Raw genomic sequence first — 18,972 nt, forward strand, 5'->3', positions numbered from 1 at the left:
TCACGACCGTCGGGCGACGGGATCGCGGTCGACGTTGGTCATCGCCGAGGGCTCGCCGTCGATCGGCCCCGGGATCACGGAGAACGAGCCGTCGGTCTCCAGCACGACCGCGGCGACCTGCTCCATGGAGCCGGCCCCGCCCTGGCGGACCGCCTGGAGGATGTCGGCCTCGATGACCCGGGCGCCCCGCATCGCGCCGCGCAGCAATCGACCGTCCCGGACGAGCAGCACCGGCTCGGATTTGATCAGCCCGGCGACCCGATCGGAACGGGTCGCCAGCCAGGTGATCAGCCATTGCAGGGCGATCAGCAGGGCCAGCGCCGTGATGCCCTCGACCAGGGCCGTCTGCTTCGAGAGCAAGATCGTGGCCAGCGTCGACCCGAGCGCCACCGTGACGACGAAGTCGAAGGCATTCATCTTCGACAGGGTCCGGTTGCCGGTGATCCGCATCAGCAGGACCATCGCCAGGTAGGCCGAGGTGCCCACCAGGGCCACGCGGGCCGGGCCGCCCCAGCCGTCGAAGAACCAGGGGACGATCGTGTCGCCGTTCATGAGGGGGCACCTCGCGGTAGGGCCGCATCCCGGCCTCGCCGATCGGGTCGCCCGGCGTCCCGGCGGCCCGAATCGGATGGCCGGGGAGGGGAGTGGGCCCCGGGGGGACGGATCCCCCCGGGGCCGGGTCGACCGAGCAGGGCTCAGTTGCCCACGGCGTCGTCGACGGCCTGGCCGGCCTCCTCGGCCGGGCCGGCGGGGTCGAGGGCATCCCCGACGTCGCTGGCGGCGTTGTCGATGTTCTCGCCGGCCTCCTCGACCGGGCCCTGGCTCTCGCAGCCGACGAAGATGGCAACCGCAGCCGCCAGGGGCAGGACGCGGACGAGGTCGATCAGTCGGGACACGGTGCAGTCTCCTGGGTCATGTTGGGGTGACGCGACTCGGCCGGCGAAATCCCCCGGCCGGGTCGCCGGGACAGCGTAACGCAAGTGCCGGGCCGAGGTCCACGCCACTCCGGGGGATGGCCGCCTCAGAGGGACCGGTCCACGGCCTCGGCCACCCGACGGCACTCGGCCATCATCCGCTCGAAGGCCGAGGGGGTGATCGTCTGGGCGCCGTCGCTCATGGCGTGCTCGGGGTCCTCGTGGACCTCGACCATCAGGCCGTCGGCCCCGGCGGCGATCGCCGCCCTCGCCATGGGGGGGACCAGCGGCGCCTTGCCGGTGCCGTGGGACGGGTCGACGACCACCGGCAGGTGCGTCTTCGCCTGCAGGTAGGGGACCGACGCCAGCGGCAGCGTGAACCTCGTGTGCTCCTCGAAGGTGCGGACCCCCCGCTCGCAGAGGATCACCTGGTCATTGCCGCGATCGAGGATGTACTCGGCCGCCAGCAGGAACTCCTCCATCGTCGAGGCCATGCCGCGCTTCAGGAAGGCGGGCTTGCCCGACTCGCCGACGGCCGTCAGCAGCTGGTAGTTCTGCATGTTCCGGGCGCCGATCTGGAGCACGTCGGCGTACTCGGCCACCACCGCCACGTGCTCCGGCGCCATCACCTCGGTGACGATCGCCAGGCCCGTCTCGTCCCGGGCGGTCGCCAGCATCTTCAGGCCGTCGACCTTGTGCCCCTGGAAGCTGTAGGGGCTGGTCCGGGGCTTGTAGGCCCCCCCCCGCAGGCCGGTGGCGCCCAGGGCCTTGAGCGTCCTGGCGATCGAGACGATCTGCCCCTCGCTCTCCACCGAGCAGGGCCCGGCGATCACGCCGATCCTCTTGCCGCCGATCTCCAGCGAGCGGGCCCGGACGACCGTCCGCTCCGCCTTCAGCTCCGACGAGGCCCGCTTGTAGGGGGCCATGATCGGCAGGACCTTCACCACGCCGGGGCTCGGCTCCAGGGTCTCGACCAGCCCCGGCCGCTCCTCGCCGATGGCGGCGATCACCGTCTGGTGCCGGCCGACGATCACCTGGGGCTGGAGGCCCAGCTGCGAGATGTGGTCCCGGACGTGGGAAATCTGGTCCTCGGTCGCGTCCGGCTTCATGACGACAATCACGGCGATCCGCCCTCTTCGATGGGTTCGATGCGATGCTCGGCCCGCCGGCCGCCACGATGCGACCGGCCCCGGCCCCGCCACTCCGAATCGAACGACGGTGCGAACGATGACGCAACGAAACGAAAAAAGCCCCGAGACCTTCGCAGGTCTCGGGGCTTGGGTGATTCTCCGGCTCGACATGCGGTCGAGTCACAATCCCGTACGTGCCCGGCGACCTGCGGCCGTCCGCTCGGTAAACGAACGGCCCCACCACCGATACCCGAAGGTAAAGGAGAAGGGGTAGCGGCCGGGGCTCGCGGCGGGCCGATCCAACATTCGTCTCCAGGAATCAGGACAAGAGCATGCGTCGACGGCTCGACGCGATTCGATCCGGTTAGAACGAGAGAGAGGGTGCTCGGGCCCGGCGCCCCGGGCCCGAGCGACCCACCCGCCGCATGGGCCGGCGGGGCATCGGAAGATGCGGCTGCCCGACGGGCAACCCGTCGGCTGCCGTTAGGCGAGCCGCCTCTGGTTGTCGCTGCTACACACAGGATCACCTCCTTTCAAAACCGGTCCCCCCTGTTCCCGCGGGAGTCCAGCCTCGGACGGGTCAGGGCTCCAGTTTGCCGCGCCACGTTCACGCGGCCCGTAGAGGCCGACCCCGCGTGTGCTCGCGAAGGGCCGACACGGATACGATATCCCCCGGGTGGGGTCGAATCAAGACCCCCGGCCCTCCCGGCCGATCGACCGCATCCCTCGGCGTCTCGAACGGGAGGCGAGGGCGACGATCCCCGCCGCCCCCAGACCGCAGAGGGCGACCGAGGACGGCTCGGGCACGACCGCCAGGCGGAACCGGGCCACCTGATATCCGGGGCCCGCGAACTGGGCGTCGGCGAACCGAGGATCGCCCAGGATCGGCCCGCCGTCGAGGAACCCCCCGGCCAGCTCGACCGTGCCGTCCTCGTCCACCCCGGTGTCGGGCGTCGCCTGGCCGAAGAAGGCGGTGTTGGCCATCAGCTCGTCGTTGACCTCCGTGCCGGCGTCGAGCACCTGGGAGCCGAGCACCAGGAACTCGAACACCCCCGGCGTGCCGGTGTTCCCCAGGAAATTGCCGAGGTCGTCGAACAACTCGAACGCCATCGGGTCGCCGTTGGCGATGAAGAAGTCGTTGCTCGGCACGATCATCGACGCGTAGCTGAAGAACCGGCTCGCCCCCGACATCGAGTCGATCGAGAACTCGATCGATGCCGAGCCCCCGGGGGCGATCACCGGGGCCCCCGGGAAGCCCGGCCCGGCCCCGTCCCCGAAGAGGACCCCCTGCAGGCTGCCGTTGGCGGTGGCGTCGAACAGGTCGTCCAGGGGGCCGGGATTCCCGTCCTCGGCGATCCGCTCCAGCGCCTCCGAGGCCGGGGCCCCGCGGTCGTACAGGTCGAAGTCGCCGTCGTGGAACCCGAACCAGACGGGCGTCAGATGTACCCCCCCGGTCGGCGAGAGGTTCTCGACCGTCAGCCTCAGGGTCGTCGACGAGCCCAACGCCGGCCCCCCGGCGGCCATCCCCAGGACCAGGGCCAGCACCCCGATCCCCATCCCCGGCGAGGCGATCCGATTGGCGATCATCACGCTGCTGCTCCTCGTCTTCCTTCATCCTCGGTCGCGGAGCCCGACCCGGCTCGAGCCGGGAGGGGAGATCGGAGCGGACGGCGATCGGCGACGCCGGGGCGGCTCCCGCCCGGCCTCGGCGCGGACCCTCGACGAGACGGCCCGTCGCGGCACCCCCGCGCCGATGGCCGTCCGCTCGTCCCCCCGTTGGTCGCCGACCCCGCCCGGATCCTGACCTGTTTTCCCCCGGATCACCGATCTTTCAGCTGCCGCCGGATCCGATCCTTCAGCTCCTCCGGCATCCCCGGGCCCGATCCCGGCAGCCCGTCTCGCCCCCCGGCCCGGCCCAGGGCCTCCCGGAGCACCAGCAGCTGGCGTCGGTAGCGTCGGCAGGCGACGCAGTAGACCAGGTGCGACCGGTAGGCGGCCCGCTCGACCGGGGAGAGCCGCTCGTCGAGCGACCGGCTCACCAGCTCCGAGATCCCCTCGCAGGGCAGGTTCAGCAGGCGCCAGGCGTGCCGGAGGCGTCGCACCATCGCGAGTCCACGCTCGATCGGGTTGGGGTTGGGTCGGGCTGGACGGCCCGGGGAAGGCTCAGAGCCCCTCGAACCATCGGCGTTCGAGGCAGTCCCGGAGCAGGAGCCGGGCCCGGTGCATCCGCTTCCAGAAGCTTTCCGGGGAGATCGACAGCTCCCGGCAGACCTCCGGGCCGTCCCGGTCCTCCAGCTCCCGGAGCAGGAACGTCTCGGCCAGGTGGTCGGGCATGGCCCCGAGGCAGCCCCGCAGCGTCTCCCAGAACTCGGCCGATTCCAGCGCCAGGCCGGGGTCCCCCCATCGCTTCGGGCCCCGCTTCCAGAACCCGAGCCGGTCGAATGGGCCTCCCGATCCGGGGCGATCCCGGTCCGGCGTCGCCTCTTCGACGGGCCGTTCCCGGCGACGACGCCTGAGGTGGTCGCCGATCTTGTGCTTCAGGATCGCCAGCAGCCAGGTCCGCTCCGAGGACCTCCCGTCGAACCGATCGTGCCCGCCGAGCGCGGCCAGGAACGTCTCCTGGACGACGTCGGCCGCCGCCTCGGGGTGCCGGAGCCGGAGCAGGGCCCAGCGATAGAGGGCGTCGCCGTGGCGATCGACCCAGCCTTCGGGGTCGGCGGCCGGGGCGGGAGGGGCGGGCTCGGGGTCGGTCGGGGCACGGGCCCGGTCCGAGGGCCTTGCCTCAGCCGGTCGGTTCGTCGCCGGTCGGGAGTGGGTCGCCTCCGGTCGGCTGCTCATCGCGATGCGAACCGCCCTCGATCCCCGACAGTACGCCCAGGCCCCCGCGGGCCAGCCGTTCGAGCCGGGCGTCGCCGTCGACCAGGCCCAGCCCCTCGATCGACGACCGGGCCATCGCGATTATTTGGTCCCGCCCCGCGTTGAACCGCCCCCAGACCTCCCGGCCTTCGGCCAGGTCCGCCGCGATGCTCCCGAGGTTGTGCAGCTTGTCGGCCAGGACGATGGCCTTCGCCTCGATGGGGGCCGAGCGGAGCAATTCGAGGTGCTCCCGCTTCCGGTCGGCCCAGGGGCGCTTGCGCCCTTCGGCGTCGAGCTTCTCCTCCGAGCAGTGCCCGACCAGGTCCGCGACCCGGGCCCCGAATCGCCCCCGGACGTCGTCCAGCGTCGCCTCGGTATCCTCGACCACGTCGTGCAGCAGGCCGGCGATCACCACGTCCTCGTCGAACCCGAGCCGGTCGAGCATCCAGGCCACCGCGATCGGGTGCTGGATGTACGGGACCCCGCTCGACTTCCGGTGTTGCCCGTCGTGCCAGGCTGCCGCCCATCGGATCGCCAGGTCGAGCCGGGGGGACAGCGGCCCGACCCCGGTCGGCCCCGAGTCGTCCGACGCCGGTCCCCGGCCCGTCGCCCCGGTCACGAGACCGCCCGTCGCACCACCCCCACGTGCCGGGCGATCCGCCGGGAGACCTCCGCCCGGTGGCTCAGGAACCCGAGGTGCCCGGCCCCCTCGATCGTCGCGAACCGGGAGTGCGAGAGCGACCTCGCCAGGGCCTCCTGCCGGTCCGGCGGCACGACGACGTCCTTCGAGCCCGCCAGGACCAGCGTCGGCGCCTCGACCCGCCAGAGCCGGTCGGACGCGTCGAACGACTCCAGGGCCCGGAGGCGGTCGGCGATCACCCCCTGGTCGGTCTCCCAGATCCGCCGGACGACGAAGTCGGGCAGGGGGCCCGGCTCGGGCTTGCCGCCGTGGAGCAGGTTGAAGAACTGGTTGATGAACGGGTTGTCGTCGGGGATCGGGAACCGCTCCAGGACCCTCCGGGCCATCGTGGCCGCCCAGCGTCGGCCGAACTGCGCCTCGGCCCCCGAGAGCACCAGGCTCCCGAACCTCCCCGGCGCCTCGACCGCCAGCTCCAGGGCCACCGCCCCGCCATAGGAGACCCCCACCAGCCCCGGCCGCTCCAGGCCCAGCCGGTCGATCGCCTGCAAGAGCGACTTGGCCTCGTCGGCCACCCCCACCCCCGAGCACCTCGGCAGGATCGCCCCGTCCCCCGAGAGGCCGACCAGGTGGACCTCGTGCCTCCGGGCCAGCCTCCGGGCCAGCGGCATCAGGAGCTTCCACCCCCCGGCCAGGCCCGGCACCAGCACGACCGGCTCGCCCCGGCCCAGCCGGACGACCTCATGCGAGCCCCCCGATCCCTCAACCTGTCGGCACGTGATCGGGCTCCACTCAGTCTCCCACCTCGACGCCGTCCGCCACTTCGCCGATCGTCGCATCGAACCACCATCCTCGAAGAGCCGAGTTGCCCGGTCCCGGGAGCTGCCGCGTCTCGAACCGATCCCTCGTCCGTTGAAGCGCCCCAGGTCATCGACTCGATCGGACGCGTCGTCTCGGTGACGAGCCCGAGCGGCGACCCAGGACCGCCTCCCTATTCGCAGCTTCGATGCCCTCGCCGCTCGCGAGGTGGCGAGATTATCGACACCGCCATCCTCCGCGCGACATCGCTCGATTTTTCGCTAGCGAATGTCGGCGCCGAAAAGCCGACAGCGCGGGCTCATCGCCCAATCCCAAGGAATGCAGCGAACACCGTCACCCCAAATCTAGCAACACAAACCTCTTACGGACGACCACAGGGACAGTCACCTACAACCTCCAAATTAACCATAATCTATACCGTCATCAAATTACCCAAATTATCAAACGTGTGACGTGAAATGGATTTCGGACCTAACCGACGCGATCGGGATGGCGAACCGACCTGGTGCGTTGATTTTCGGCGCCGAATCGCTATCGTGAATCCTGGGTTTGCACCGAAGGCCACGTCCGCCGAGCCATCTCGCACCCCGAGGCGACCGCCATGACCGACGAGTCGGGGCCCGACCGGCCCGGACGCCGACCTCCGTTGCCGGACCTCTCGCACCGGTCCGCGGTGATCGTGGCGACGCTCGGCGTGCTGGTTTACTCCGCGGCGGTGCTCTGGGTCGTGGCGACCTCCGGGGACGTCGGCATCCGATGCGTCTTCGGCACGGCGCAGAAGGAACAGATCGGGCAGGAGGAGTATGACTGGTACGACGCCGAGCGGGGGCCGGGGGCCCACCTGGCCCCCGGCATCGGCGACCAGTTGACCCGGATCGCCTCGGCCGACGGCTCCTGGAGCTTCGACATCGAGCAGGGGGACTACACGGCCGTCATCCGGGCCCAGCGTCGGATCGGGGAGTCGGCCCGGGGCCGGGAGGTCCGGGTCGACTGGATCCCGGCCGGGGGGCCGATCGATGGGGAGCCGGTCCGGGCCGTCGCCAAGGTGCGGTCCCGGCCGATCGCCACCTACGTCTGGTCGTTCGTCTGGCTGGCGCTGGAGCTGGTGCTCTTCGGTATCGGGGGGATCGTCTCGTGGCGGAGGCCCAACGACCGGGCGGCCCGGGTCTTCTTCTGGCTCTGCGTGGTGACCGTCGGCGCCTACATGGGCGGCTACCACTGGTCGGAGATCGTCATCAACCGCCCGCTCATCTTCGGCTTCGTGCCGATGGCGATGGCGGTGCCGATCGTCAGCCTGCACTTCTACCTCGTCTTCCCCCGCCCCAGCCCGCTGATGCTGCTGCACCGCCGTCGGGTGCTGGCCTGGCTCTACGGCGTGCCGGTCGCCTGCGTGGCGATACTCTGGGCGGCGATGGTCTGGCTCTCGTTCTCGGGGGAGGCCGGCGGCGTCTCCGGCCCCCCGGGCGCGGCGGTGGTGGGCCGTCGGCTGATGGCGCAGGGGATCATCAAGTGGGTGGCCCTGGGCTACGTCGCCTACTCGGTGGCGATCTTCGCCCTCTGCATCGCCTGCCTGATCTACAGCGACCGCCGGGCCCGCAACCGGGCCGAGCGCAACCAGGTGCGCTGGATCCTGCTGGCCTCGCTCGTCTCGACCGTCCTGATCGGCTACCTGATGCTGATGACCTGGGAGGACACCGCCGTCCTCGGGCTCGACAGCGCCGCCTGGCCCATGTACGTCGTGAGCCTGCTCTATACGTCCGCCTACGCGGTGAGCATCACCCGGTATAAGCTGATGCAGGCGGAGGAGATCTTCCACCGGAGCGTCCGCTACCTGCTGGTCAGCCTCGGCCTGAGCCTGCTCTACTCGCTCGTCCTGGTGGTGGGGGCCGTGGCGGTGGGGTACTCGCTGCAGGACGACCAGACCAGCCGGGAGGCGACGGTGGTGATGATCACCGCCCTGGTGATCCTCGTCCTCTCGGGGGCCGTCCGGCGGCGGTTCGAGCAGGCGATCGACCGCCGCTTCTTCCGCGAGAAGTCCAAGTTCGACCAGGCGATGCGGAAGATGAGCCAGGCGGTCGACCGCCTGGTCGACCGCCGGACCCTGGGCCGCCGGCTGCTGGAGGCGGCCGCCGAGGTCCTCGGCCTGGACTGGGGGGCGATCTACCTCCGCGAGGCCCCCGGCCGGCCGCTGACGGCCGTCGCCAGCCTCGGGCCCGAGCCGGAGCAGGCGACCCTGCCCGACGACGGCCCGATCGTCCGTCGCCTGCGGTCCCGGCCCACCCTCCGGCTGCCCGGCACGATGGGCCGGGCCCCCGTCGACCCGATCGCCGACGCCCTGATCGCCCTCGGCGGCGAGGTCGCCGCGGCCCTCTCCTCCGACGGCGAGCTGGCCGGCGTCCTCATCCTCGGGCCGAAGCGCAACGGCATGCCCTACGACGACGAGGAGCTGGTCTTCCTCGCCGCCCTGGCCTCGGTCGCCGTGCTGGCCCTGCACTCGGCCTCGATCCACCGGACACTGGAGGAGCTGAACCGGGAGCTGCGCGACAAGGTCGAGAAGATCGCCGAGCAGCAGCGGCGGATCCTCATCCTCCAGGACCAGCTCATGGGGGGTCACGGCGCCGCCTCCGGTGTCGACCGCCCGCCCGCCCCGGTCGGCCCACCGGCCCCGGAGCCGGACCCCGAGGCCCTGGAGCGGATCCGGGGGACGAGCCCCGCCATCCGTCGCGTCCTGGAGACCGTCCGCAAGGCCGCCGCCAGCCCGTCGGCCGTGCTGATCCTGGGGGAGAGCGGCACGGGCAAGGAGCTGATCGCCGAGGCGATCCACGCCGCCAGCCCCCGGTCCGGCGGGCCCTTCATCAAGGTCCACTGCGCCTCACTGGCCCCGGGGCTGCTCGAATCCGAGCTGTTCGGGCACGTCAAGGGGGCCTTCACCGGCGCCGACCGCGACCGGGTCGGCCGCTTCCAGCAGGCCCACGGCGGCACCCTCCTGCTCGACGAGATCGGCGACGTGGGCCTCGACGTGCAGACCAAGCTGCTCCGCGTCCTGCAGACCAAGACCTTCGAGCGCGTGGGCAGCTCGCAGCCGATCACCGTCGACGTCCGGATCGTCGCCGCCACCCACCGGGACCTGCCGGCGATGATCCGATCCGGCCGGTTCCGGGAGGACCTCTACTACCGCCTCAACGTCATCAGCATCGTCTCCCCCCCGCTCCGGGTCCGCCGCGACGACGTCTTCGAGCTGGCCGTCACCTTCCTCCGGCGCTTCGCCGAGCGCTCCGGCAAGCCGATCACCCTGCTCGAGGACGACGCCATCGAGGCCCTGACCGCCTACGACTGGCCCGGCAACGTCCGCGAACTGGAGAACGTGATCGAGCGTGCCGTCGTCCTGGCCGAGGGCCCGTCGATCACCCGGGACGACCTGCCCCCCGACCTGTTCGGCCCCTCCTCGGCCTACCGGCTCCGGCGTCGGGCGGCCGCCGCCGCCCCCGGGGGCCGCCGGGGGCGTCCCCGGCGCCTCGCCTCCCCCGCCGGCTGGGACGCCCCGGGCCCCGACCCGGCCGACCCCGAGCTCGACGCCTTCGAACGCCACCAGCTCCGGGACGCCCTCGCCGAGGCCCGGGGCAACAAGAGCGAGGCCGCCCGCCTGCTCGGCCTGCCCCGCAGCACCCTCGTCAGCAAGCTCAAGAAGCACGACCTGATGGACCCCGACGGCGGATGATCCCCGCCCCCGTCCCTGCATCGGCCTCCCCGATGACTCGACGGACGGGGCGACTCGGTCCCGAGGCCGATGCCTCGGCGGATCGGGCCTCAGTTCGAGGGGGAGGATGGCGCCAGGGCCGGGCAGGCCCGGCTCGTCAGCCCACCCTTGGAGTAGGTCTTGCCGACCCCGGCCAACTGGGAGACGGTGACGAGCTCGTAGACGGTGCAGAGGACCCTGAGGGCCCCGACCGACGCCACGCCGGGCAGGCTCGCCCCGCCGAAGTTCCCGAGCATGGCGACCATGGTATTCTTCTGGATGTCATGCAGCAGGATATTAACACCCGGCTTCGTGTTCAACAGGACGTAATCGTAGATCGCCTTCGCCGGGCTCTCCCAGTCCCTCGGGTCGACGTCCCAGCCGACGACGGCGTAGTCCAGTCCCGCGATGTGCTGGATCCGATCCTCCCGGAAGGTGTCGACCCACCCGTAGGGCGGCCGCATCACCCGGGGCGCCTTGGCCTGGCCCACCACCGCGACGATCGCCTCGTGGGCCCGCCTGACGTCCTCGATCACCGCGTCGATGTCCGCGAAGGACGGCCTGCAGTAGCCCGTGTGGTCCCAGGAATGGTTGCCGACCTCGTGGCCCGAGTCGGCGACCCGCTTGAGGATCTGGGGATGGCGCCCCGCCATCTCGCCGACGACGAAGAACGTGGCCTTGGCCCCCCACCAGTCCAGCCCGTCGAGCAGGGGCGCCGTCAGGCTCGCGTGGGGGCCGTCGTCGAAGGTGAGGGCGATCCTCGGGCTGCCGACCTTCGCCTGCAATTCCCGCCACGTCCGCTCGTCCACGATGCCGAGGGTCTCTAGGGGCACCGGCGGGCTGAGGGCCTTCTGGAACTTGATGACGGCCTCGAGGGTCCCGTCCCCGAAATGCCCGTCAGGTTTCAGCCTCCGGGCCGGACTCCCCTCGATGTTCAACAACATCTGGAGGATGATCACATCGAAATCCTGCTGGAACTCCCCCTTCCTCAGCGGCAGCGGCATGGGCGGATCCCCCTGATTGAGGCGACCGGCCGGCGGCCCCGGGCCCCGGCACCCAATCAAACATCGTCAAATCCTCGCTCGTCGCGACACGCGATCGGCCGGATGACCCCGGGCCCGGCCCGACCCCGACGACGCCCCGATTCCGGGGCCGATCCCACGTGGATCGGGCCGCACGACTCCGATCAAAATCGATCGATCATTCCATCGTCGACGAGGGCGAGGAGGCCCGCCTTCCCCTCGGCCCCGACCGGGAATCCGGCATCAACCCCGGCGGCCCCGTGCCCCGGCAGGCGAGAACACCGGCCCGTCGCGAAGCGGGGGATCGGGGCCGAGGGGACGCCGCCGCCGGGTCGAGATCGCCGGTCGGGCGGGGCCTCGAACCCACCCGGGCCGACCAGCGATCGACCTCGGCTCCCGGCGCGACCCCCGCATCCCCGGCCCCGGGGACGGACCCGAGCGGCGCGCCCCTCCCGAGAGCCCCCCCAATGAGCCGAGCCACGCCGGCCGCCCTTCAAGGACGTACGGGAGCCGCACGAGCCTCGGGAATCTCACCCCTCCGGCCGCTTCGACATCCGGAAGTTCCGGAACGAGACGCCCCGGAGGACCACCTCCTGGGGCGACCGCACCTCGAAGCCTCTCCGCTCGAAGAAGGGCCGGGCCGTGAGGCTCGCCTCGGCGGACAACTCGGCGATCCCGAGGCGGCGGGCCTCCTCCTCGACCACCTCCATCAGCCCGGAGCCGACCCCCATCCCCTGGTGATCCGCCGAGACGTAGAACCGGTCGATGTGGCCGTCGGGCTCCAGCTCGGCGAAGCCGGCGAGCCTCCCCTCGACCTCGGCGACCGCCACGAACCGGCCCGAGAACCGGGAGGCCCAGGCCCCCGGGTCGATCTCGTCCGAGGCCCAGGCCCGGATCTGTTCGGGGCCGTAATCCCTGGCGTTGACCCGACGGATCGTGTCTCGGAACAGGTCCAGCAACGCCGGGGCGTCTTCCGGGCGGTACGGTCGGATCCGGACCATCGCAGCTCCTCCGAGGGGCCCCGGGCCTGCCCCATCGACGGGGCCTCCTGCCGGGGAACACGGCCTGAGCCCACCTCACCCGGCCTCCGGCCGCCCGCTCCCCCGCAGACGGGGGCGAGGGTCGGGGATCCGGTCGTCCGGTCAGACTGCCTCCCCGGTGTACAGCTCCTCGATCGGCGAGCCGGTCACCAGCCGGATCGGCCGGCCGAGCATGTCGACGACCTCGGCCTGGCCGTCGATGCCGAGCGCCCGGTAGATCGTCGCCGCCAGATCCGCCGGGGAGAACGCCCGGGTGGCCGGGTAGGCGCCCGATTTGTCCGACCGGCCGATGACCTGGCCTCCCCGGACCCCCGCGCCGGCGAAGGCGGCCGAGAAGACCTGGGGCCAGTGGTCGCGCCCCACGATCGTCTGCCCGGGCAGGGTCGACAGCTTCGGCGTCCGGCCGAACTCCCCGGCCAGGACCACGAGCGTCTCGTCGAGCAGGCCCCGGGCCTCCAGGTCGTCGATCAGGGCCGAGACGCCCCGGTCGGTCGGCGGCAGCAGGTCCTCCCGCAGGCGTCGGAAGATGTCGGCGTGCGAGTCCCAGGTCTGCACGCGCCCCAGGTTCACCTGGACGATCGGGATCCCCGCCTCGATCAGCCGCCGGGAGAGCAGCAGCGACTGGCCGAACATGTGGCGGCCGTAGCGGTCCCGGAGGTGCTCCGGCTCCTCGTCCAGGTCGAAGGCCCGGCCGACCTCGCCGCTGGAGAGCATCGAGTACGCCTGCTGCCGCTGCTTCGAGAACGACTCCGACTGCGCCCTCGCCTGCCAGGCCTCCCCTTGCGAGGCGATCGCCTCGGCCAGGGCCCGGCGGCCCCCCAGCCGCTCGACGCTGAACCCCTCGGGCAGGGCCAGGTTCTCGACCTCGAAGTCCTCGCGGTTGGGATCCTGGGTGAGCTGCCAGGGGTCGAACTTCGGCCCGAGGAACCCGGCGTGCTGGCCCGGCCAGGTGAGCGGGCCTTCCATCAGGTAGGTCGGCAGCATCACGCCGCCCGGCAGGCCGTCCTCGCGGGGCCTCAGGTACGACATCGCCGAGGCGTAGCAGGGGTAATCGGTCCGGGAGGCGACCTTGTCGAAGAAGGCCCCCGGCTGCTCCTGCCCGGTCATCACCCAGTGCGTCGCGTTCAGGTGGTTGTTGTGCTTATGGGACATCGTCCGGACGACGGCGAGCCGGTCCGCCCGCCCGGCGAGCATCGGGATGTGCTCGGCGAACCGGACCCCCGGCACGCTCGTCCCGATCGTCCCGTACTCGCCCCGGATCTCCGCGGGCGCCTCGGGCTTGGGGTCGAACGTCTCGTGGTGGCTCGGCCCCCCGGTCTGGAAGACGAGGATCACCCCCTTCGCCCGCCTCGGGCCCGGGCCCCCGGCCCCCGGCCCCGCCTCGCCCGCCCTCGACCGCGCCGCCAGCAGGCCGGGCAACCCCAGGCCGACGAACCCCGAGAACCCGACCTGGAGGAACTCCCGGCGGACGACCCCGAACGGGTGACGATGCCCGAATTGCATGGCGACCTCCCCCGGTCGACCCCCGGCCGCCCTCGGCGGCGGCCCGGGGGCCGATTGTTCAACTTCGGTTGAGCGTAGCCCGGTCGACCGGCCGGGGCAAGCGGAATCGACCTCCGGCGTCTCCCCCCGGCGAATCGCCGCCTCCCCTCCCGGAAAAAGTGACTGGAACCGCCCCGATCTTCGATATTATGGTCAATCCCGTCCCCTCGGGAGCTGCCCCCCTTGCGCCCCCGATTCGGGCCGGACCCGGGGGCCTCCCCCGTGCGGTTCGAACCCCGAGCCGCCCCGGACGGTCCGGGAAGATGAGGACTCCGCCCCGCGAAACGAACCCAATCTCCTCGCGCGAAACGAACCCAATCTCGCCGAGGTCGCCGCGCGAAACGAACCCAGTCGCGCCAAGATCGCCGCGCGAAACGAACCCAATTCCCTGAGTCGACGGCCCGCGAAACGAACCCAATGCCGCGAGATGAGGTCCGGTGGCGGTTGACGGAGCGAACCCATTTCCGCCGGCGCACCGCACGACAACCCCAATTAAATTCAGGACTTGCGACCGACCCCCCGGACCACTCCCCGGCGCACCGACCGGCGCCGGGCCCCGGCCGACGCCCCCCGGGGCCTCCTCCTGAGCGAACCCAGCACGCGGAAGACCGCCCGCCCATGAGCATCGCCGAGCAGCTCCCCAAGCAGTACGACCCCCAGGACGCCCAGGCCCGCTGGTATCCCTTCTGGGTCGATCGCGGCTACTTCCACGCCGACCCGGGCCGATCGGCGAAGCCCTACGCCATCGTCATCCCGCCGCCGAACGTCACCGGGGCCCTGCACCTGGGGCACGCCCTGAACAACACGCTCCAGGACGTCCTCATCCGATGGCGTCGGATGCAGGGGTACGACGCCCTCTGGATGCCCGGCACCGACCACGCCGGCATCGCCACCCAGGCGGTCGTCGAGAAGCGGCTCTTCACCGAGGAGAAGAAGACCCGGCACGACATCGGCCGGGAGGCGCTGGTCAACCGCATCTGGGCCTGGAAGCACGAGTACGAGGCCCGGATCCTCGGCCAGCTCCGCCTGATGGGCTGCTCCTGCGACTGGGACCGGACCCGGTTCACCCTCGACGACATGTGCGCCCGGGCCGTCCGCGTCACCTTCTTCAACCTCTTCAAGGCGGGGAAGATCTTCCGGGGCAAGCGGCTGGTGAACTGGGACACCCAGCTCCGGACGGCGGTGGCCGACGACGAGATCGAGTACAAGGACACCGAGGGCCACCTCTGGACGATCCGGTACCCCGTCACCGGGTCCGACTCCGAATCCCTCCAGGTCTCCACCACCCGGCCCGAGACGATGCTCGGCGACACCGCCGTCGCCGTCCACCCGGGAGACGATCGCTACAAGCACCTGATCGGCCGGACGGTCGACCTGCCCCTGACCGGGATGCAGATCCCGATCATCGCCGACCCGATCCTGGTCGACCCCAAGTTCGGCACCGGCTGCGTGAAGGTCACCCCCGCGCACGACCCGAACGACTACCAGACCGGCCTGCGGCACGGCCTGCCGATGGTCAACCTGCTGAACCCCGACGGCACCTACAACGAGAACGCCAACGCCTACGCCGGCCTCGACCGCCGGGAGGTCCGCAAGCGCGTCGTCGCCGACCTGGAGGCGCAGGGGCTCCTCGTCAAGGTCGAGCCCTACACCAACCGCGTCGGCTACTCCGACCGCTCCAAGACCCCGATCGAGCCGTACCTCTCCGACCAGTGGTTCGTCCGGATGGGGGACGGCGAGGACGGCTCACCCGGCTTCGCCCAGCAGGCGATGGACGCCGTGACCTCCGGCCGGCTGAAGATCCACCCCGAGCGCTATGCCAAGAGCTACCTCGACTGGCTCGGCGAGAAGCGAGACTGGTGCATCAGCCGGCAACTGTGGTGGGGCCACCGGATCCCCATCTGGCACGTCGGGGGCACCGCCACCTGTTCCGAGGTGGACCTGAAGCGTGCCTTCGCCGGCCGGGACGACGTGACCTGGCGCGAGTCCGAGTCCGGCGGCTGGCTCATCTGCGCGCTGAACGACCTGGACCCGAAGCAGTTGCCCGGCTTCGCCTTCCAGGACCTGGAGCAGGACCCCGACGTCCTCGACACCTGGTTCAGCTCCGCCCTCTGGCCGCACTCGACGCTCGGCTGGCCCGAGCAGACGCCCGAGCTGGCGAAGTACTACCCGACGAACGTCCTGTCGACGGCCCGGGACATCATCACCCTCTGGGTCGCCCGGATGGTCATCTTCGGCCAGTTCAACATGGGCGACGTGCCGTTCAAGGACGTCTATATCCACCCGGTCATCCAGGACGGCGACGGCAAGCGGATGTCCAAGTCGGCCGGCAACGGCGTCGACCCGGTCGACATCATCGAGCTGTACGGGGCCGACGCCCTCCGGTTCACCCTCGCCTCCTCGGCCACCGAGACGCAGGACCTGCGGATGCCGGTCGAGCCGACGATGCTGCCCGACGGCCGCACGGTCAACACCTCCAAGAAGTTCGAGGAGGGCCGCACCTTCCCGAACAAGTTCTGGAACGCCTCCCGGTTCGCGATGATCAACCTGGAGGGATATGACCCCGAGTTCCTCCCGGGGGAGTTGCAGGGCACCGGCCCGGTGGACCTCTGGATCCTCGGCGGCCTGGCCCGGACCACCCGGGAGGTGACCCGGGCCTTCGAGTCCTTCCAGTTCGCCGAGGCCTCCCGGATCCTCCGGGACTTCACCTGGAACGACTTCTGCGACTGGTACGTCGAGCTGGCCAAGCGCCCCCTCCGCTCGGAGGACGCCGTCACCCGGCAGACGACCCAGCACGTCCTGGTCACCGCGCTGGACACCCTCTGCCGCCTGCTCCACCCGATCATCCCGTTCGTCACCGAGCAGGTCTGGCAGGCCCTCAACCAGGTCGCCCCGAGGCGCAAGGACCCGGTCGCCCTGGCCGCCGAGCCCGCCGCCGAGAGCGTCTGCGTCGCCCCCTGGCCGACCTTCCCCGACTCCTGGGGTTGGCCCCAGTCCGACGAGTGGGTCGCCCAGCTCCGGGAGAAGGTCACGGCCCTGCGCAACCTCCGGGCCGACCGCAACGTGCCCGCCTCGGCCAAGATCGCGCCGACGATCGTCGCCTCGGGCCGGACCGCGATGATCCTCGGCCCCTTCACCACCGACATCATGGCCCTCACCGGCGCCGAGTCGCTGCGGATCGTCGAGGCCTTCGAGAAGCCGGGCAACGCCGCCGTCGCCGTGCTGCCCGACGCCGAGATCGTCCTGCCGATGGAGGGGCTGATCGACCCGAAGGTGGAGGTCGAGAAGCTGGCCAAGTCGAAGCTCGACCTGGAGAAGCAGCTCGGCGGCGTGAGGGCGAAGCTGGGCAACGCCTCGTTCGTCGAGCGGGCCCCGGCCGAGGTCGTCCGGCAGCAGCGCGACCGCCTCGCCGAGCTGGAGGCGCAGCACGCGGCGGTCGCCTCCCGGCTGGCCGAGCTGGGCGGCTGATGCGTCGGCGATCCCCCCGCGCCGGGCTCGTTGACCGGCCGGGGGGGCACCCGTATCATCGAATCGAGAACGGATTGTGACTCGCGGCGGCCGGGGACCATGTCCATCCCGGCCCACCCGCGCCGGCCGGACGGGGCGATTGCCGTGGCCATTCAGATGGCGCTGTCGCGCATCATCATCAGCGAGACGGGCGAGCAGCAGATCATCTACCTCAAGGAGGTGGGCGGCGAGCGCACCTTCCCGATCGTCATCGGCATCTTCGAGGCCACCAGCATCGACCGCCGGGTCCGGGGGATCGTCCCGCCCCGCCCCCTGACGCACGACCTGCTGGCCCGGGCCGTCGAGCAGCTCGGCGGCGAGATCCAGGACATCTACATCAACGACCTCCGCGACCACACCTATTTCGCCCAGCTCCGGATCCGCCACGACGGCGAGCTGATCGAGGTCGACAGCCGCCCCAGCGACGCCATCGCCGTGGCCGTGACCGTGGACGCCCCGATCTACGTCTCCGAGGAGGTCATCGAGGAGGCCGGCCGCTGAGCCGGGGCGGACCGGCCCGGGCCGGGCCGGCCCGATTCCCGTCGGATCGGACTGGATGCCCGCAACTGTTCGTGCGACCATCTCCAGCCGAAGAGGAGAGCGGCCCCCGGAGGCGGGGCCGACCGGGAGGACTCCGCAAGGATTCGCGTCCCCGACGACGTGCGTCGGGATCGCGCTGGCATGGAGCGAACTGCCCGCGGGGCTGATCGGGCGTCACCTGCCGGGGCGCCGGATGCACGGGCGCGGCGGCGAGCAAATCCGAGCGGCCGCCGCCGGGGAGGGAGGGGGGCCGCGATCAGCCGGGCGGGTGGTCGCGGAGCGTCCCCCGCAGGTCGGCCTGCCAGGTGCGGCCGGTGTGCAGGTCGAGCAGGGTGAGCCAGCCGCCGCCGTAGCAGCAGGTGTCGATGCAGAGCAAGTGCCCCAGGTCGAGGACCTCGCCGTCGCGCTGGGCGGTGTGGCCGAGGATGACCGGCTTGCCCGATCGGTGGGGGCCGGGCTCGTAGTCCCGCAGCGAGGTCCAGTGCAGCAGGTCCAGCGGCTGGGAGGCCATCGGCAAACCGGGTTCGTAGCAGGCGTGGGCGAAGATGAGGCGGTCGGTCTCGTACCAGTCGGAGAGCCGGTCGAGGAACTCGACGTGCTCGGGGGGCACCGCGTCGAGCCCGCCGTAGGAGTCGATCGTCTGCAGGCCCCCGCAGCCGAGCCAGGTGGACAGCCCCGGCACCGACCACGGCTCGGCGAACACCCCGGGGGCCTCGTCGAACAGCTCCAGGGCCTGGGAGAACATCAGGTCGTGGTTGCCCCGCAGCGGGACGAGCCGGCAGCGCGACCCCAGGTCGATCAGGCGGTCGACCACCCCCCGGCTGTCCGGGCCCCGGTCGACGTAGTCCCCCAGCGTCACCAGCGTGTCCCCCGGCCCCACGCCCGCCGCCTCCACCACCGCGTCGAGCGCGGCGAGGCAGCCGTGCACGTCGCCGAGGGCCAGCAGGCGCCCCGACCGCTCGTCTCCCGATCCCGGTCCCGTTGTTGGCATCTCGGCCTCGGGGAGCTCGTCCCTGGGGGCGAGGGGCCGCATCCTCTCGATGGCCCCCCATGAACCTTACGCCCCGCGCCGGAGTCGTGACGCCCGGCACGCCCCTGGAATGACCGGCACGCGTGCCATAGCCTAGGACGACCCCCGAACCCGACCGTATCGACCGGAGCCGGACCGATGGCCCGCACCCGATCCAGCGAACCGACGCCCCCGACCCCCGAGCCCCCGGCGGACCCGT

Annotated in this window: 15 protein-coding genes; 3 read left to right on the forward strand and 12 right to left on the reverse strand. The window is 71.5% G+C overall.

All coding sequences use genetic code 11. The features are described 5' to 3' along the window. The 8 genes from ElP_RS10760 to ElP_RS10795 form a co-directional block, all read right to left on the reverse strand. The gene (locus ElP_RS10760; protein WP_145269141.1) at positions 1-552 is read right to left on the reverse strand and encodes a DUF421 domain-containing protein; all 552 of its coding nucleotides are present in this window, start codon (positions 550-552) and stop codon (positions 1-3) included. Positions 553-695: 143 nt separating this feature from the next. Continuing rightward, positions 696-896, reverse strand: coding sequence for a hypothetical protein (locus ElP_RS10765; RefSeq protein WP_145269143.1), 201 nt, complete (start codon positions 894-896; stop codon positions 696-698). 125 nt (positions 897-1,021) lie between these two features. Then, a complete protein-coding gene (gene aroF, locus ElP_RS10770) occupies positions 1,022-2,035 on the reverse strand; it encodes a 3-deoxy-7-phosphoheptulonate synthase (RefSeq protein WP_145269145.1) in 1,014 nt (337 codons plus the stop codon). 696 nt (positions 2,036-2,731) lie between these two features. Next, positions 2,732-3,631 carry a spondin domain-containing protein gene (locus tag ElP_RS10775; RefSeq protein WP_197446880.1) on the reverse strand — a complete coding sequence of 300 codons (900 nt, stop codon included), beginning with the start codon at positions 3,629-3,631 and terminating at the stop codon, positions 2,732-2,734. A gap of 233 nt (positions 3,632-3,864) precedes the next feature. After that, a complete protein-coding gene (locus tag ElP_RS10780) occupies positions 3,865-4,149 on the reverse strand; it encodes an anti-sigma factor family protein (protein ID WP_197446881.1) in 285 nt (94 codons plus the stop codon). Positions 4,150-4,207: 58 nt separating this feature from the next. After that, complete coding sequence (locus ElP_RS10785; RefSeq protein WP_145269147.1) at positions 4,208-4,882, reverse strand: sigma-70 family RNA polymerase sigma factor; 675 nt, start codon at positions 4,880-4,882, stop codon at positions 4,208-4,210. Beyond that, positions 4,827-5,519 carry an HD domain-containing protein gene (locus ElP_RS10790; protein ID WP_145269149.1) on the reverse strand — a complete coding sequence of 231 codons (693 nt, stop codon included), beginning with the start codon at positions 5,517-5,519 and terminating at the stop codon, positions 4,827-4,829. The genes ElP_RS10785 and ElP_RS10790 overlap by 56 nt, the downstream gene beginning before the upstream one ends. Further along, positions 5,516-6,376, reverse strand: coding sequence for an alpha/beta fold hydrolase (locus ElP_RS10795; protein WP_145269151.1), 861 nt, complete (start codon positions 6,374-6,376; stop codon positions 5,516-5,518). The genes ElP_RS10790 and ElP_RS10795 overlap by 4 nt, the downstream gene beginning before the upstream one ends. 581 nt (positions 6,377-6,957) lie before the next feature. Between ElP_RS10795 and ElP_RS10800 the strand changes: the two genes are divergently transcribed. Then, a complete protein-coding gene (locus tag ElP_RS10800; RefSeq protein WP_145269153.1) occupies positions 6,958-10,074 on the forward strand; it encodes a sigma 54-interacting transcriptional regulator in 3,117 nt (1,038 codons plus the stop codon). An 89-nt stretch (positions 10,075-10,163) separates the two neighbouring features. On the opposite strand, the gene ElP_RS10805 is transcribed toward ElP_RS10800, so the two are convergent. The 3 genes from ElP_RS10805 to ElP_RS10815 all read right to left on the reverse strand — a co-directional run bounded on the left by ElP_RS10805 (position 10,164) and on the right by ElP_RS10815 (position 13,657). Beyond that, a complete protein-coding gene (locus tag ElP_RS10805) occupies positions 10,164-11,096 on the reverse strand; it encodes a polysaccharide deacetylase family protein (protein ID WP_145269155.1) in 933 nt (310 codons plus the stop codon). A gap of 548 nt (positions 11,097-11,644) precedes the next feature. Next, complete coding sequence (locus ElP_RS10810; RefSeq protein ID WP_145269157.1) at positions 11,645-12,115, reverse strand: GNAT family N-acetyltransferase; 471 nt, start codon at positions 12,113-12,115, stop codon at positions 11,645-11,647. A gap of 141 nt (positions 12,116-12,256) precedes the next feature. After that, positions 12,257-13,657 (reverse strand): DUF1501 domain-containing protein, encoded by a 1,401-nt coding sequence (locus ElP_RS10815; protein ID WP_145269159.1) that lies wholly within the window; start codon positions 13,655-13,657, stop codon positions 12,257-12,259. Positions 13,658-14,314: 657 nt separating this feature from the next. Here ElP_RS10815 and ElP_RS10820 point away from each other — a divergent pair. Further along, positions 14,315-17,164, forward strand: coding sequence for a valine--tRNA ligase (locus tag ElP_RS10820; RefSeq protein WP_145269161.1), 2,850 nt, complete (start codon positions 14,315-14,317; stop codon positions 17,162-17,164). 156 nt (positions 17,165-17,320) lie between these two features. Beyond that, positions 17,321-17,704 (forward strand): bifunctional nuclease family protein, encoded by a 384-nt coding sequence (locus tag ElP_RS10825; RefSeq protein ID WP_145278373.1) that lies wholly within the window; start codon positions 17,321-17,323, stop codon positions 17,702-17,704. A 295-nt stretch (positions 17,705-17,999) separates the two neighbouring features. Here the strand turns inward: ElP_RS10825 and ElP_RS10830 are convergent, their stop codons facing one another. Then, positions 18,000-18,734 carry a metallophosphoesterase family protein gene (locus ElP_RS10830; protein WP_145269163.1) on the reverse strand — a complete coding sequence of 245 codons (735 nt, stop codon included), beginning with the start codon at positions 18,732-18,734 and terminating at the stop codon, positions 18,000-18,002. Between the last annotated feature and the right edge of the window lie 238 nt (positions 18,735-18,972).

This window comes from Tautonia plasticadhaerens, from assembly GCF_007752535.1.
GTDB classification, from domain to species: domain Bacteria; phylum Planctomycetota; class Planctomycetia; order Isosphaerales; family Isosphaeraceae; genus Tautonia; species Tautonia plasticadhaerens.

Excerpts from the sequence above, each read along its gene's own strand:
- ElP_RS10760 (WP_145269141.1), bottom strand. The coding sequence starts at position 552 with ATGAACGGCGACACGATCGTCCCCTGGTTCTTCGACGGCTGGGGCGGC.
- ElP_RS10775 (WP_197446880.1), bottom strand. The coding sequence starts at position 3,631 with ATGATCGCCAATCGGATCGCCTCGCCGGGGATGGGGATCGGGGTGCTG.
- ElP_RS10780 (WP_197446881.1), bottom strand. The coding sequence starts at position 4,149 with ATGGTGCGACGCCTCCGGCACGCCTGGCGCCTGCTGAACCTGCCCTGC.
- ElP_RS10785 (WP_145269147.1), bottom strand. The coding sequence starts at position 4,882 with ATGAGCAGCCGACCGGAGGCGACCCACTCCCGACCGGCGACGAACCGA.
- ElP_RS10795 (WP_145269151.1), bottom strand. The coding sequence starts at position 6,376 with ATGCGACGATCGGCGAAGTGGCGGACGGCGTCGAGGTGGGAGACTGAG.
- ElP_RS10800 (WP_145269153.1), top strand. The coding sequence starts at position 6,958 with ATGACCGACGAGTCGGGGCCCGACCGGCCCGGACGCCGACCTCCGTTG.
- ElP_RS10805 (WP_145269155.1), bottom strand. The coding sequence starts at position 11,096 with ATGCCGCTGCCGCTGAGGAAGGGGGAGTTCCAGCAGGATTTCGATGTG.
- ElP_RS10810 (WP_145269157.1), bottom strand. The coding sequence starts at position 12,115 with ATGGTCCGGATCCGACCGTACCGCCCGGAAGACGCCCCGGCGTTGCTG.
- ElP_RS10815 (WP_145269159.1), bottom strand. The coding sequence starts at position 13,657 with ATGCAATTCGGGCATCGTCACCCGTTCGGGGTCGTCCGCCGGGAGTTC.
- ElP_RS10820 (WP_145269161.1), top strand. The coding sequence starts at position 14,315 with ATGAGCATCGCCGAGCAGCTCCCCAAGCAGTACGACCCCCAGGACGCC.
- ElP_RS10825 (WP_145278373.1), top strand. The coding sequence starts at position 17,321 with ATGGCGCTGTCGCGCATCATCATCAGCGAGACGGGCGAGCAGCAGATC.
- ElP_RS10830 (WP_145269163.1), bottom strand. The coding sequence starts at position 18,734 with ATGCCAACAACGGGACCGGGATCGGGAGACGAGCGGTCGGGGCGCCTG.